We start from the raw sequence: 14362 nt of genomic DNA, 5'->3' as shown, positions 1-14362 counted from the left end.
CCGGAGTATAAAAATCAAATCCGGTATGGTGTGTGGAGACAAAAAATGACAGAAGCAAAAAAGCAAGGTCGCCGGCGGTTTTTGCTGGGTGGTTTGGGCATTAGCGGTGCGCTGATACTGGGCTGGGGCGTACTGCCGCCACGCCAGCGACTCAAGGGTAGTCAGGCCCTGCCTGTACATGAAGGCGAAATCGCGCTCAATGGCTGGATACGCATTGCGGCTGATGGACAGGTCGGCGTCGCGATGCACCGCAGTGAAATGGGGCAGGGCATCCATACTGCTTTGCAAATGCTGGTGGCAGAAGAGCTGGATGTGCCTCTGAGCAGCGTGACGCCTTTCGCTGCGCCTGTCGATAAAATCTATGGAAACATGGCCATGCTGGCCGATGGGCTGCCATTTCATCCGGATGATGATGGCGTCTTGAAGCGCGTGGCGCAATGGATGACCCTGAAAACTGCAAGGGAACTGGGTTTGCAAGTGACCGGTGGCTCGTCCAGCATAAAAGATGCGTGGCAGCCTTTGCGGGAAGCCGGTGCTACCGCGCGCGCCATGTTGCTGGCCGCCGCCGCCCAGCGCTGGCAGGTCGCGCTGAGTGAATGCTCGACGCAGGCTGGCAAGGTCTTGCACAGCTCGGGCAAACAACTGAGTTATGGCGAACTGGCTGTGACGGCAGTCAATATGCAGCCCTCCAATATTCAACTGAAAAAGCCAGCCGATTTTCGACTGATAGGCACGCCGCAGCCACGTCGTGAAGCAGCACTCAAGGTCAATGGTAAAGCGCAGTTTGGGATCGATGCGCGTCCGCCAGGATTGTTATATGCGGCCCTGAGCCTGACGCCGGTGATCGGCGGTAAGCCTAAAACCTGGAATAGCAAAGCCGCACTGGCACTGCCTGGTGTGAAGCAGGTGGTCGATCTGACTGCCGCTGCCGGTGAGCATGGCTATGCGGGTCTGGCGGTGGTGGCTGACACTTACTGGGCAGCCCGTCAGGCGATACCGGCACTTGCCATCGAGTGGGATGCCGGGCCCAACAGTCAGCTATCCAGCGCCAAGGTGTTTGCTGAGCTGGCAGAAAAATTAGAGCATGAATCCGGATTTACTTATTACCAGCGCGGTGATGTGGCAGCCGGACTCGCCAGCAAGCAGGTCGCAAAAACGCTCACTGCCGAATACCGTGCACCATTCCTGGCACATGCGGCGATGGAACCCATTAATTGTACGGCGCAGTGGAAGGACGGTCAGCTGGATTTATGGGTCTCCACCCAGGTGCCCAGTGTCGCGGTGGCAGTCGCGGCCTCTATGCTGAATATCGCAAGCGAAAAAGTTCAACTGCACATGTGTTATCTGGGTGGTGGCTTTGGCCGCCGGCTGGAAGTGGACATGGTGCGCCAGGCCGTCGCCATCGCGCGTCAGACCGAAGGGCGGCCAGTCAAGCTGGTCTGGAGCCGGGAAGAAGATACTGCTCACGATATGTACCGGCCAGCGGCGCTGGCGCGTTTTACCGCCGCGCTGGATGCGCAGGGCCAGGTGCTGGCTTATCTGAACCGTTCTGCATCCGGATCGGTCACGCATCAGGTCTTGCAGCGCAGCTTTGGTTTGCCAGGTGCCGGGCCGGATAAAACCACAGCCGAAGGCGAATTCGATCATGCCTATGCGCTGCCACATCAGAAAACCTCGCATGTAATCGTGCCCACGCCAGTTCCGCTCGGCTATTGGCGTTCGGTCGGGCATTCGCATAATGCATTTTTCAAAGAGAGCTTTATGGATGAACTGGCTGCGGCTGCACAACAGTCGCCGCTGGAATTCCGGCGTCAGTTACTGGCGCAACAGCCACGTCATCTGGCGGTACTGAATGCCGCGGTGGAAAAGGCTGGTGCGGTGCCTGCAGGGCGTGCGCATGGCCTGGCGATACACCGCTCTTTCGGCTCTATCGTGGCTCAGGTGGCGGAAGTGTCGATCGAGGCTAAGCAAATTAAGGTGCACAAAGTGGTGTGCGCGATTGATTGCGGGATTGCCGTTAATCCGGCCGGAATCGCACAGCAAATGGAGTCTGCTGTCATCTTTGCGCTGAGTGCGGCACTTTACGGCGAGATCACGATAGAGCAGGGGCGCGTCATGCAAAGTAATTTCCATGATTATGCGGTGCTGCGCATGAATGAGGCGCCGGTCGTGGAAACCGTGATCATACCTAGTGCCGAAGCGCCCGAAGGTGTGGGCGAGCCCGGCGTGCCGCCACTGGCACCGGCACTGGCCAGTGCTGTGTTTCAACTCACAGGGCAGCGTTTGCGCAGTTTGCCTTTAAAACTGGGTTAAGCCCGGTTAAGGGCGTAGTATGCGTTCAGAAGGTGGAAGAAAAGTAACGATATATGTGATCAGGTAAGAAATTTTTTTTATTTTTAGGAAAAGCCTGTAGCTTTATTATTATCACGCTTTATACTTCCTTGCACTTTTTGTTCGCCAGCCTGTTTTTGCTTTAATGGGCTGACACGGATTCTGAAATTTTTCTGTTAGGAACTGATATGTTGTTTTCGCAATCGCATTCTGTCTCGCTGTCCAAGCGTCGCCGTTCAGCCGGTTTTACCCTGATTGAAATCATGGTGGTCGTGGTGATTATGGGCATCCTTGCTTCCGTTGTTTTGCCTAAAGTGATGGGTCGTACTGATCAGGCGCAGATCGCTGCTGCCAAACAGGATATTTCCGTGATCATGCAAGCCTTAAAGCTGTACCGTCTCGATAATCAGCGTTACCCGACCACTGAGCAGGGTTTGCAAGCTTTGCTCACTAAGCCAACCACAGGCCCGGTAGCGAATGGCTGGAAAACCGGTGGCTATCTGGAAAAAATGCCGAAAGACCCTTGGGGTAATCCTTATCAATATCTGTCGCCAGGTGTAAAAGGCGAAGTAGATGTGTTTTCCTACGGCGCTGACGGTCAGCCTGGCGGTGCCGGCACAGATGCCGATATCGGCTCCTGGGATCAGTAATCTGTGAAAGCAGTATTGCGCCGGCAACGTGGCTTCACTTTGCTTGAAATGCTGGTGGTGGTGGTGATCGCTGGCATCATGCTGGGTATGGTCAGCCTGAACGCCATGCCCAGCGAGCGCCAGCGTCTGGAAACCGATGCCAAGCGCATCGCGTCTTTGCTGCAATTGGCGCGTGATGAAGCCATACTGCGCAATTTGCCGGTGGCTTTTGAAGCGGATCAGTTTGCCTATCGCTTCCTGATACGTCAGGATCAACAGTGGTCGCCGCTCAAGGATGAACTGCTGCGCGAGCGCCAGTTTGAAGTCTCTCCTATGGAATTGCTGATGGACCCGCCTGCAGCCAATGGTGCACTGGCTGCACGTGTTGTGTTTGGACGCGAGCCGGTGGACAAGCCCTTTGTGCTGACACTGCGTTCCGGCGAGGCCTCAGTCAATATACAGGCGGATGGGGTAGGTCATTTCAATGTTGAGTAAGTCTTTGTCTACGCGTCAGCAGGGCTTCACCCTGCTCGAAGTGCTGGTCGCACTGGTGATCGTTGGTACAGCACTCAGTGCCAGCCTGCGCGCCATCGGCAGCCTGACCCAGAACAGTGGCGATTTACGGGCCGCCATGATGGCAACCTGGTCAGCTGAAAACCGGCTGGCGCAAATCCGCCTTGCGCGTGAATGGCCAGCATTGGGAGAGCGCAGCTTTGAATGCCCGCAAGCAGAACTCAAACTGATGTGCGAAGAGCATGTGATTCCCACGCCGAATCCCTCATTCCGGCGGGTTGAAGTCTATGTGACTGAAATCAGCAAACCTGAACGCCGTATTATCAAGCTGACCCAGGTGGTGCCAAATGCCTTATAAGCTCAAGCTCACGCGCAGGCGCAGCGCCGGATTTACCTTGATTGAATTGCTGGTAGCGATCACCATCCTGGCGATCGTCGCCGTGCTGGGCTGGCGCGGGCTGGACAGCATCGTGCGTGCGCGTCAGGCGCTGAATGCTGAAATGGCGCAGACCCGTGGCATACAGCTGGCGTTTGCGCAGATGGAAAATGATTGCGCGCATCTGATGGATGCCGTGATGCTGCCGGGGCGCAGTGTACTCAATGCGGCGGGCAATAAGCTGGTGTTGATACGTTCCGTTTTTGAAGACGGGCAGCCAGTGCGCTATCAGGTGGTGGCTTATAGCGTAGCAGAAGGTGCATTGGGCCGTCGTGAGCTGACGCCAAGGCGCGAAATCACAGCCTTGGAACGTGACTGGGAAAGTGCAGTCGGCGACACCGATGGCGCGCGCGTCATCACCTTGCAAACCGGCGTGAATTCGATCGCGATGCGGACCTGGAAGCAGGGTGAAACCGGTTGGCGCGTCGGTGGCAACGATGTGCAGAATCCGGGCGGGCAAACCCCGCAGAATCCAGCTTTCCCTCCCACGCCTGCTGGTCCCAAAACCGAGAAATTATCTGGGCTGGAAGTCTCCTTGCAAGTCCAGGGGCGTGATGCGCCTATGATTAAAGTGTTTTTGCTGGGAGCGAGCTGATGGCGACTCTGCGACAAATACAGCAAAGACAAAGCGGTGTGGCCGTGGTCACCGCGCTGCTGTTGACCACCCTGGCCATTACCATTGTCGCCAGCCTGTTCTGGGAACAGCAGGTGCAGGTGCGCTCGATAGAAAATCAGCGCATGCAATTGCAAAAAAAATGGATCTTGCGCGGTGCCATCGACTGGGCCCGACTGATCCTGCGCGAAGATGCGCGCCAGTCGGCCAAAGTTGATCATCTGGGCGAGCCCTGGTCGGTCAAGCTGGAAGATACCCGGCTTGATCAATACGTAGAAAACGGGCGCGCCGATACCGAGGCCAGCGAAGCCAGCTTGTCCGGGCAAATCGTCGATGCGCAAGCGCTGTATAACCTGAATAATCTGGCCACCGATGGCATGGCAGATGCGAGGGAAGTCGCGGTTTTTGCGCGCTTGCTCAGTAATCTGCGCATGGCTCCGGAATTAGCAAAACGCGCGGCTGCTGTGCTGGCGCAAACCCAGAGCAAACCGGTCGTGCCTAAAGGTGCGCCCGATAGTACGCCACCCGATCCGAATAAAACCGTGACCGATCAGACTGGCAATGCACAATTTGAAGTGCAGTATTTGCGCTTTATGCAGGTCGATGATTTGTTGTCTGTGCCTGGATTTACCCCGGAAATGTTGCTCAAGTTGCGATTCTATGTCACCGTTCTGCCTCGTCGCAGCGGAATTACGCCGATTAATCTGAACACTGCACCACCGGAAGTGCTGTCTGCCCGTATCAATGGCGTCAGCATGGGTGATGCGGCTTTGATCGTCGCCAGCCGTGACCGTGCTTATTTCCGTGATTTGCCTGATTTTCAAAACCGTTTTCCTGAGAAAGCCAAGGGCATGACGGAAAAAGATGCGCAGGTCTGGACCAATTTTTTTGTAGTGAATGGCAAGGTAAAAATGAACCGTTCCGCTCTGGATGTGAGTGCGCTGATTGAGCGGGCGGATGATGCAACGACCACTGTGCTTTGGGTCAGGGAAAATTAAATAAAAAAATGGCAAGTACACTGTATATTTCTTTGCCCCCCAGGGGTGTGGCGCAATCCCGCCCCGACTGGCTAACCACTCCTTTATCCTTTGCGCTGTATTCAGCGGAAGGGCAACTGATGCAGCAAGGGCAGCAGACGCTGGCCCAATTACGCAGCCTGGCTGACGGTGCGCGCCAGTTATCGCTGTTGTTGGCAGCGTCGGATGTCAGTCTGCTCAGCGTGGCTGTGCCACCCATGACTGCTGCCAAGCTGAAACAGGCATTGCCGAACCTGATCGAAGAACAACTGAGTTCTGATCCGGCGGACGCCGCCATGGTCGCCGGTGAAGTGACTGATGGCAAGGTGCAGGTCGCTGTGACTGACCGCGCCTGGCTGGAGACCGCAGCGAATCTGGTCAAAGAATGGAATGTCCGCAAGATTACTGCCTTTCCAGCCCAATTGCTGCTGGAAGCCGCACCCGCTATGGATGCGGCCAGTGCAGCTTTCGAAACAGCCGAAGGCTATACCGAAATCAGCCTCAGAAAAGGCGTGCTCGACGGTGCCGGTCTGAGTCTGGCGGATACCAGTACCGAAGATGCTTTACGCATGCTCAAGCTGATCGCAGGCGGCGCTGCGCTGCATGTGCTGGTGCCGGCGCAGGAATTGCAGGCGGTGCAGAGCATCGCGCAAAGCACAGGATTGGGCGCAGACTGGAGTTTTGCGGCCTTGAACTGGAGCAGTCGTCTGGCGTCGGTATCGGCACGCGTGCCAGATCTGATGCTCGATATTTCAGCGCTGCACAAACCGGCGATAGACTGGGCTGCCTGGCGTTGGCCGCTGGGTTTGGCCGCAGCTGTGGTCGTACTGAATATCGCAGCCCTGAATTTCGAATGGTTCACGCTCAAACGTGAAGCCAAAGCGATGAATGACGCGATCGTACAGACTTACCGCTCCAGCTTCCCAAAAGATACCCTGAGCTCGGATTTACCTAAGCAAATGGAGCAGAAGCTGGATCAGGCCCGTCGTCTGTCCGGGCAGTTTGCGCAAAATGATTTTGCCATCATGGATGCCCAGTTTGCCCAGGTCTGGGACCGGGTCATGGCGGGCAAAGGCGCTGCTATCACTTATGTCGAATTCAAGGATCATGCCTTGCATGTGAAGCTCAAATCCGTATCCGGTGTTCCGGTTGATGAATTAAGGCAGGCACTGGCCGAGCAAGCCCTGAAAATGGAAGCTGGTTCCGATGGGGTATTACATATTTCCGCCGGAGGAAAAAAATAATGCAAAAAGAATTACTGGCCCAGTTTTTCCTGTATTGGAATGCACGCAATCCGCGTGAGCAAAAAATGCTGAGCGCGGCGGCCGTCGTGCTGTTGCTCACGCTGGTGTTCATGCTGCTGATCGATCCGGCTTTAAGCGGTGTCGCCCGTTTGCAAAAAGAGATACCGCAGAACCGCCAAAAGCTGGCTGAAATGACGGCGATGAATAATCAATACACGCAACTGGCCGCCAATCTGAATCAGATGGTGGAACCGGTCAGCCGTGAATCGATAGAAAATTCTTTGAGTGCGCGTGGTATGAAAGCGCAGACGCTGAGTGTGGTGGATGAAGTGGTGCGCTTACAGATACAGTCTGCGTCGTATGCCAATGTGATGGAATGGCTGGTCGAGCTGCAAAAATCTGCGCGTGTAGTGGTGGATGAGGCCAAACTGAATGCCTTGCCGGAAACCGGGCAGGTCAATGTGAATCTGACGCTCAGACAACAGCGTGCCAATCTGCAGTAATGGCAGAGCAGGTAATTTAGGTAATAGCATGATGAAACGTATTGTCTGGTTGTTGATCCCACTGCTGAGTGTGTTGATCACCATCCTGTTTTTTTTACCGGCCAGCTGGCTGGGTATGGCACTGGAAAAGCAAAGTAATGGCCGCCTGAGTCTGGGGGATGTACAGGGCTCGTTTTGGAACGGTTCGGCTTTTGTCGGTGTGGCGGCGGATAAAAATGGTCTGGTGACGCCACTGTTTCCTGGACGTTTTGGCTGGAAGATCTCGCCCTTGCTGCTGCTGGGACAACTGGATGTGGAGCTCAGTAATAGCCAGTCGCTGTCGCAAGCGGTCAGGCTGAACGGGAATTTTTCGGATTTTTATGTGAGCCCTTCGGTGCTGGTGTTGCCGACTGAGCGACTGGAAGGTTTAGGCGCTCCTTTGAATACCATAGGTCCGACCGGTAAGATGCATCTGAGCTGGCAGAATCTGCGTTTTTCCAGAGCAGGTAATCAATTAGAGTCCCAAGGTCAGCTGCAATTGATGATGACAGAGATGGCATCGCGCCTGTCGCCGGTCAAGCCTTTGGGCAGTTATGAAATGCGTTTCGATCTGCATGGATTGAATGCGGATGTGGGATTGGTGACCGTCACAGGTCCGATGATGTTAAGTGGTAAAGGCGCGGTAACAGGGGGCCGGTTTCAGTTTTCCGGTAAAGCCTGGGCGCAAGAAGGGCATGAAGCAAAGTTGGCAAATTTACTGAATTTGCTGGGGCAGCGCCGCAAAGACGGCGACAAGGATGTAATCGCGTTAGAGTTCAAATGAAAACATATCCAACAAAAAACAAGGCAGCCATGATTAGCCATTCCTTATGCAAACCTAAGTACCCGTTATCTGCGCTGGCCAGTGCCGCTGCGCTGGTGGCAGCCTGCTTTGCGGTGACACCGGTGTATGCACAGAATCCCGCCGCCAGCACCGTTGATCTGAACTTTGTAGCGGCCGATATCGAAGCCGTTGTGAAAGCCATCGGTCACTACACCGGCATGACTTTCATCATCGATCCGCGCGTCAAAGGGCAGATCAATCTGGTCTCAGAGAAATCGCTGAATAAGGAACAGGCCTTTAAACTGCTGACATCGACCTTGCGCCTGCAAGGCTATTCGGTGGTGTATGCCGATGGCTTTTATAAGGTAGTGCCGGAAGCCGACGCAAAGTTGCAGCCTGGTCCAACCAGCTCCACCCAGGGTGAGCGCGCTGAATCGGTCAAAGGCGATCAGGTTGCGACCCAGGTGTACCGCCTGAATTACGAATCGGCAGCGAATGTGGTGACTATCCTGCGCCCGCTGATTTCGCCGAACAACACCATCAATGCGAATCCGGGCAATAACTCGGTGGTGATCACCGATTATGCGGATAATCTGAAGCGCCTGAATAAGATCATTGCCTCGCTGGATGTACCGGCTGCGGTGGATCTGGATGTGATCCCGGTCAAACACGCAATCGCCAGTGATCTGGCGGTGATGGTGACCCGTCTGACGGAAAACAGTGCCGGTGCGCCTGATGCGGGCCGCACCATACTGATGGCGGATTCGCGTACCAATTCTTTGCTGTTACGCGCACCTTCCCTGGCACGCGCCAATCTGGTGAAATCCATCGTCGCGAAACTGGATCAGCCAACTACTTTGCCCGGTAATGTACACGTGGTCTATCTGCGTAATGCTGAAGCGGTGAAGCTGGCGGCGACCCTGCGCTCTATCGTGACTGGCGATACCAGCGCCCAGCCTGCCAGCTCAGGCTTGTCGAATGCTGGCGGTAGCACGCCAGGTGGCGGTGCAGGTGCCGGTGCGCAGACTGGTGGTGGTTTTTCCTTGGGCAATGCGGGTTCCAACACGGGCGTGACTGGTGGTGGTCTGCCGCAATCTTCCAGCAGCAACAGCGCGTCCCCCGGGGCTGCTGGTGGTGCAGCCGGTTTTATTCAGGCAGATGCCGCGACCAACACTTTGATCATCACTGCCAGCGATGCGGTGTATAAAAATCTGCGCGCTGTGATCGACCAGCTCGATGCACGCCGTGCCCAGGTCTATGTAGAGGCACTGATCGTTGAAGTGGCTGCAGATAAAGCCGATGAATTCGGTGTGCAATGGGCTGCCCTGACCGGGGATAGCAATAGCAAATATCGCGTCGGCGGCGGCAGTGTGTTCACCAAAGATGGCAATAATCTGCTGAGCCTCGCCACATCCAAAACACCAACACCGTCAAATGGTCTGACGGTAGGTTTGTTCCGCCAGATCGGCGGTAAACTGGGCCTGGGCGCGGTGGCACATGCCTTGCAGGGCATGAGCGGCACCAATATTCTGTCTATGCCGAATCTGCTGACGCTGGATAATGAAGAAGCGAAAATGGTGGTCGGTAAAAACGTTCCTTTCGTGACTGGTCAGTTCACTACCTCCACCTCGACCGGTGGTTCAGGCGTGAATCCTTTCCAGACCATAGAACGCAAGGAAATTGGTCTGAAACTGACCGTCAAACCGCAGATTTCTGAAGGTGGAACCGTCAAGCTTGCGATCTACCAGGAAAGCTCCAGTGTGGACGAGGCAGCAACCACGACCGCAGCAGGTCTGATTACCAAACAGCGTTCTATTGCGACCAATGTGCTGGTGGAAGATGGTGAAATTCTGGCACTGGGCGGTCTGATGGAAGACAGTGCATCGGATACTAATGAAAAAGTCCCTTTGCTGGGTGACCTGCCGGTGGTTGGCAACCTGTTTAAATACCAGACTGCTAAACGTGGTAAGACCAATCTGATGGTGTTCCTGCGTCCTATCGTGGTGCGCAATGCCGAGCAGAGTAATAGCATATCGCTGGATCGCTACGACTACATACAGGGTCAGGTGGCACCGAGCCGCAGTGGCGACATGATGGATTTTTCTATGCGTATGGAGAAGGGCAAGCTGATGCTGCCTGTCGATAGTGCCAAGACTAAGCAAGCGCCACAGGCCGGTAAAGAAAGCAAATAATCATGCTGGAAAATCGCTTATTGCCATTCGGGTTTGCGCGTGATTTTTCTATACTCGCCAGCCGTGACACGGCCTTGCCGGAAGCGCCGGTAGAAATCTCTTTATCTGACAAGACGCCGGCCACAGCGATTGCTGAAGTCGGCAGAAAGTTTGGCAAAGTTAAATACAGTTTGCTGTCGCAGGACGAGCTGGCTGCGCTGATCGCCAAGGCCTATGCGGGTTCTGGCGGTGATGCTGCCGATGTGGTGGGCGAGGTGGAATCTGATCTGGATCTGGCTAAGCTGATGTCGGACATGCCTGCAGTTGAGGATTTGCTGGAATCGGCCGATGATGCGCCGGTGATACGCATGATCAATGCCTTGCTGACCCAGGCTTTGCGCGATGGCGCATCGGATATCCATATCGAACCGTTTGAACAGATTTCTGTGGTGCGCTTCCGCGTTGATGGCGCTTTGCGGGATGTGGTCAGACCACGCAAAGCGATCCATGCTTCCCTGATTTCGCGTATCAAAATCATGGCGCAGTTAGATATCGCCGAAAAACGTCTGCCGCAGGATGGCCGTATCACGCTGCGTATCGGTGGCAAGCCTGTCGATGTGCGTGTCTCCACGCTGCCGACCGGACATGGTGAGCGCGCGGTACTGCGTTTGCTGGATAAAGAAGCCGGACGACTGGATCTGGGTCATCTGGGTATGAGTCAGGATGTCTTGAATCAGTTTGATAAGCTGATCGCACAACCGCACGGCATCGTGCTGGTAACCGGGCCGACTGGCTCGGGTAAAACCACCACCTTGTATGCCGCTTTGTCACGTGTGAACGCCGGTACCACCAATATTCTGACAGTGGAAGATCCTATCGAATATGAACTGGCGGGCGTCGGCCAGACCCAGGTCAATGCGCGTATCGACATGAGCTTTGCCAAGGCCTTGCGTGCGATTCTGCGTCAGGATCCGGATGTGATCATGATCGGTGAAATCCGTGACCTGGAAACGGCGCAGATCGCGGTACAGGCTTCGTTGACCGGCCATTTGGTGTTAGCCACTCTGCATACCAATGACTCTGCGGCAGCCGTCACACGTTTGCTGGACATGGGCATAGAACCCTTCCTGTTGTCATCGTCGCTGCTGGGCGTGGTTGCGCAACGTCTGGTGCGTAAGCTGTGTACCCATTGCCGTCGTGAAGAAGGTGGCAGATGGCATGCGGTTGGCTGCGATCATTGCGGACATACCGGCTATCAGGGACGGGTTGGTGTGTATGAATTATTGCAGACCACCGAAGAAATCCGGGCTCAGATTCACCACCAGGCTTCGGAGGCTGAAATCCGTGCCGCGGCACAAAAGGATGGCATGAAAACCATGCGTGAAGATGGCGAGCGCTGGTTAGCCAGCGGCATTACGACGCCGGAAGAATTACTTCGCGTGACCAAGGAGTAAGGCCGTGCCAGCATTCCGATATGAAGCCGTCGACAGCGCAGGCAGTGTCAGCAAGGGCGTGGTCAACGCCGACAGTGCGCGTGCTGCGCGCAGTGATTTGCGTTCACAGGGGCTGGTGCCGGTCACGGTAGAGGCGATACAGCAAAAAAATGATGGTCAGACCGGGGCTAAGGCCGGACTCTTTGCCGATAAATTATCGACCATAGAGCTGGCCATGTTCACGCGCCAGTTAGCCAGCTTGCTGGAGGCGGGGCTGCCGCTGGAACAGGCCTTGTCGGCCTTGCTCGATCAGGCTGAGCGCACCTTTATCCGCGATCTGGTGGCATCGGTGCGTTCGGAAGTGATGGCGGGTTCCGCCTTGTCGGATGCCTTGAAACAGCATGCCAACGACTTCCCTGAAATCTACACGGCGCTGGTCGCCTCTGGTGAGCAGATCGGTCATTTGTCACGCGTCTTGTCCAAGCTGGCTGACTATATCGAACGCCGTAATGCGCTGGTGCAGAAAGTCAAGCTGGCGTTTACTTATCCGGCCATTGTGACCGTCGTCGCGTTTGCGATTGTGATTTTCCTACTGACTTACGTGGTGCCGCAGATTGTGTCGGTGTTTGCCAATACCAAGCAAAAGCTGCCTTTCCTGACCGTGATGATGCTCGCGATTTCCGATTTTGTACGCAGCTGGGGCTGGCTGGTCGCGATTGTGCTGGTCGGTGCGTATTCGCTGTGGCGCGTCGCATTACGTGATCCGGATATTAAGATGCGCTGGCATCGCTGGTTGCTGGTCGCACCGGTATATGGACGCTTCGAGCGTAGCCTGAATACGGCGCGTTTTGCCAGCACGCTGGCAATTACTACCGGCTCCGGTGTGCCCATCCTGAAGGCTTTGCAAACCAGTCGTGAAACCTTGTCCAATGTGGCGATGCGCCTGCAGGTAGAAGAGGCCACCAACAGCGTGCGCGAAGGCGTCAGCCTGGCGCGTGCTTTGTCGGTGCATAAGCATTTCCCGCCTATGCTGATACACATGATACGGGCCGGTGAAGTCACGGGTGAATTGCCTGCCATGCTGGAACGTGCCTCGAATACCCAGGAGCTGGATCTGGAGCGCCGCGCACTCACCATGGCTAATATGCTGGAACCGCTGCTGATCCTCGCCATGGGTGGCGTGGTATTAATGATCGTATTGGCAGTGCTGATGCCGATTATCGAGATCAATCAATTGGTTCGCTGATAAGGAAAAAAATGAAGCGCTTACCTGTTATTTCTGGCTTGATTGCCTTTGCTTTGTTATGTATGACCCTGAGTTTTTGGGGATTGAAATTTTTTAAAGTCCAGAGCCGCGGTGTGGCCGCACCTGCACAGCAGTCGACACTGGAGCCGGGTTCCGGCCAGTGGGGCGGGATTTTTGGTGACAGTGCTTTGCCTCAGGCTGCCATCAGTAATCATCAGTTGAAGGGTGTGGTACTGGCACGCCGTGCGAATGAAAGCGCAGCCGTCATCAGCACCGATGGTAAGCCCGGTCGCGCCGTCGCGATTGGTGCTGAACTGGCACCTGGCGTCGTGCTGAAAGAAGTGCATGCACAGTATATTTTGATCTCAGATAATGGCGCGCTCAAACGCCTGGAGTTGCCGCAGAATGCAGTGATACAACTGGCCGCAACGCCACCTGTGGCTGCCTACGCGACACCGGCTGCACCGGAAAATCCGAATCCATCTCCGGTTGCACCGGCAGGCTTCCCGCCACATGGCGCGCCGACCAATACGCCACCAGGCGGGGCTCCTATGGTGGTGCCAGGATTCCCGGTCGCTTCTTTGCCGGCAGTGATGCCAACCGGGGCACCACAATGAGTGGTGTCGCTACGCTGCCTGAGGAAATTCGCCTGTCTTTGCAGCATGCGCATCCCAGCTGGCATGCAGTGCTGGAGCAGGGTTTATTGGCCCTGCAGCAGGCACAGCCAGCTTATCTGACTGAGTTATGCGCACAGCCTTATCTGCCAACCCAGCATAGGCTGTTTGCAGCCTTTGCGGTGCCGCGCGATCAGGTGCGCTATGTGTTAATCGGTGAAGGCCCTTATCCTCGCGAACAAAGCGCAACCGGGGTCAGCTTTATGGATGGTGCCGTCAGCGAAATCTGGTCGTCCACTGGCCTGTCGAAAAAAGTGAATCGTGCGACTTCCCTGAGAAATTTTTTTAAAATGCTGCTGGTCGCCGATGGCTATCTGGACGAGTCGGCAACCAGTGGTGATGCGATGCAAGGCGTGGCGCAAATTGCAGCTCAGTCTGGTTCGCCCTTGATACAGCATTTGGACGAATTGCAACAGAAAATGCAGCAGCAGGGCTTTTTATTGCTGAATGCTTCACTGGTCTTTCGTGATCATGTGGCGCCAGTGAAGGATGGCGTATCCTGGCTGCCTTTTCTTCAGCAGGTCTTACTCGCTTTAGCGGCAGATCAAAGCGATAGGCTGCCATCACTGGTACTATGGGGCAAGATCGCGGAACAGGTAAGAAAAATCCCGGCTGCGTCAGCCTTTCCGCATATAGTTGCAGAGCATCCTTATAATTTGAGTTTTATTGCAAATAAGAAAATGCAGGATTTCTTCAGGCCTATGCAATTGTTAAATAGTTTCTCATAGGAAAAATAATTTCCAGATATCTA

General features: G+C 55.2%; 14 protein-coding genes. All 14 read left to right on the top strand.

Translation table 11 applies throughout. The features are described 5' to 3' along the window. The first annotated feature begins 45 nt into the window (after positions 1-45). The 14 genes from EYB48_RS14050 (at position 46) to EYB48_RS13985 (ending at position 14339) form a co-directional block, all read left to right on the top strand. On the top strand, positions 46-2313 hold the full coding sequence (locus EYB48_RS14050; RefSeq protein ID WP_162020991.1) for a xanthine dehydrogenase family protein molybdopterin-binding subunit: 2268 nt from the start codon (positions 46-48) through the stop codon (positions 2311-2313). 206 nt (positions 2314-2519) lie between these two features. Then, positions 2520-2981, top strand: coding sequence for a type II secretion system major pseudopilin GspG (gene gspG, locus EYB48_RS14045; protein WP_162020990.1), 462 nt, complete (start codon positions 2520-2522; stop codon positions 2979-2981). Between the two features lie 3 nt (positions 2982-2984). Further along, the gene (gene gspH, locus EYB48_RS14040) at positions 2985-3455 is read left to right on the top strand and encodes a type II secretion system minor pseudopilin GspH (protein ID WP_408058300.1); all 471 of its coding nucleotides are present in this window, start codon (positions 2985-2987) and stop codon (positions 3453-3455) included. Further along, positions 3445-3831, top strand: a complete 387-nt coding sequence (gene gspI / locus EYB48_RS14035) for a type II secretion system minor pseudopilin GspI (protein ID WP_162020989.1) — start codon at positions 3445-3447, stop codon at positions 3829-3831. Before gspH ends, gspI begins: the two co-directional genes overlap by 11 nt. After that, a complete protein-coding gene (locus EYB48_RS14030) occupies positions 3821-4504 on the top strand; it encodes a PulJ/GspJ family protein (RefSeq protein ID WP_162020988.1) in 684 nt (227 codons plus the stop codon). Before gspI ends, EYB48_RS14030 begins: the two co-directional genes overlap by 11 nt. Beyond that, complete coding sequence (gene gspK, locus EYB48_RS14025) at positions 4504-5520, top strand: type II secretion system minor pseudopilin GspK (protein ID WP_202927790.1); 1017 nt, start codon at positions 4504-4506, stop codon at positions 5518-5520. The genes EYB48_RS14030 and gspK overlap by 1 nt, the downstream gene beginning before the upstream one ends. Positions 5521-5528: 8 nt before the next feature. Next, positions 5529-6782, top strand: a complete 1254-nt coding sequence (gene gspL, locus EYB48_RS14020; RefSeq protein ID WP_162020987.1) for a type II secretion system protein GspL — start codon at positions 5529-5531, stop codon at positions 6780-6782. Next, positions 6782-7285, top strand: a complete 504-nt coding sequence (gene gspM, locus EYB48_RS14015; protein ID WP_162020986.1) for a type II secretion system protein GspM — start codon at positions 6782-6784, stop codon at positions 7283-7285. The genes gspL and gspM overlap by 1 nt, the downstream gene beginning before the upstream one ends. A gap of 28 nt (positions 7286-7313) precedes the next feature. Beyond that, positions 7314-8087, top strand: coding sequence for a type II secretion system protein N (gene gspN / locus EYB48_RS14010; protein ID WP_162020985.1), 774 nt, complete (start codon positions 7314-7316; stop codon positions 8085-8087). After that, positions 8084-10279 carry a type II secretion system secretin GspD gene (gene gspD, locus EYB48_RS14005; protein ID WP_235935141.1) on the top strand — a complete coding sequence of 732 codons (2196 nt, stop codon included), beginning with the start codon at positions 8084-8086 and terminating at the stop codon, positions 10277-10279. The genes gspN and gspD overlap by 4 nt, the downstream gene beginning before the upstream one ends. Before the next feature lie 2 nt (positions 10280-10281). Beyond that, positions 10282-11712, top strand: a complete 1431-nt coding sequence (gspE, locus tag EYB48_RS14000; protein WP_162020984.1) for a type II secretion system ATPase GspE — start codon at positions 10282-10284, stop codon at positions 11710-11712. 4 nt (positions 11713-11716) lie between these two features. Then, on the top strand, positions 11717-12937 hold the full coding sequence (gspF, locus tag EYB48_RS13995) for a type II secretion system inner membrane protein GspF (protein ID WP_162020983.1): 1221 nt from the start codon (positions 11717-11719) through the stop codon (positions 12935-12937). Between the two features lie 11 nt (positions 12938-12948). Continuing rightward, entirely contained in the window at positions 12949-13554 is a 606-nt protein-coding gene (locus tag EYB48_RS13990) for a type II secretion system protein N (RefSeq protein WP_162020982.1), read from the top strand. Next, entirely contained in the window at positions 13551-14339 is a 789-nt protein-coding gene (locus EYB48_RS13985; RefSeq protein ID WP_162020981.1) for a uracil-DNA glycosylase family protein, read from the top strand. The genes EYB48_RS13990 and EYB48_RS13985 overlap by 4 nt, the downstream gene beginning before the upstream one ends. Positions 14340-14362 lie beyond the last annotated feature (23 nt).

The organism is Cognatundibacterium crateris (assembly GCF_010078235.1).
GTDB lineage: Bacteria > Pseudomonadota > Gammaproteobacteria > Burkholderiales > Burkholderiaceae_D > Undibacterium > Undibacterium crateris.
This window is presented reverse-complemented; position numbering and strand designations above follow the sequence as displayed.

Bases quoted from the DNA above. Each gene is read 5' to 3' on its own strand.
- gspK (WP_202927790.1), top strand. From the start codon at position 4,504: ATGGCGACTCTGCGACAAATACAGCAAAGACAAAGCGGTGTGGCCGTG.
- EYB48_RS13985 (WP_162020981.1), top strand. From the start codon at position 13,551: ATGAGTGGTGTCGCTACGCTGCCTGAGGAAATTCGCCTGTCTTTGCAG.
- gspD (WP_235935141.1), top strand. From the start codon at position 8,084: ATGAAAACATATCCAACAAAAAACAAGGCAGCCATGATTAGCCATTCC.
- EYB48_RS14050 (WP_162020991.1), top strand. From the start codon at position 46: ATGACAGAAGCAAAAAAGCAAGGTCGCCGGCGGTTTTTGCTGGGTGGT.
- gspG (WP_162020990.1), top strand. From the start codon at position 2,520: ATGTTGTTTTCGCAATCGCATTCTGTCTCGCTGTCCAAGCGTCGCCGT.
- EYB48_RS13990 (WP_162020982.1), top strand. From the start codon at position 12,949: ATGAAGCGCTTACCTGTTATTTCTGGCTTGATTGCCTTTGCTTTGTTA.
- gspL (WP_162020987.1), top strand. From the start codon at position 5,529: ATGGCAAGTACACTGTATATTTCTTTGCCCCCCAGGGGTGTGGCGCAA.
- gspM (WP_162020986.1), top strand. From the start codon at position 6,782: ATGCAAAAAGAATTACTGGCCCAGTTTTTCCTGTATTGGAATGCACGC.
- EYB48_RS14030 (WP_162020988.1), top strand. From the start codon at position 3,821: ATGCCTTATAAGCTCAAGCTCACGCGCAGGCGCAGCGCCGGATTTACC.
- gspE (WP_162020984.1), top strand. From the start codon at position 10,282: ATGCTGGAAAATCGCTTATTGCCATTCGGGTTTGCGCGTGATTTTTCT.
- gspI (WP_162020989.1), top strand. From the start codon at position 3,445: ATGTTGAGTAAGTCTTTGTCTACGCGTCAGCAGGGCTTCACCCTGCTC.
- gspN (WP_162020985.1), top strand. From the start codon at position 7,314: ATGATGAAACGTATTGTCTGGTTGTTGATCCCACTGCTGAGTGTGTTG.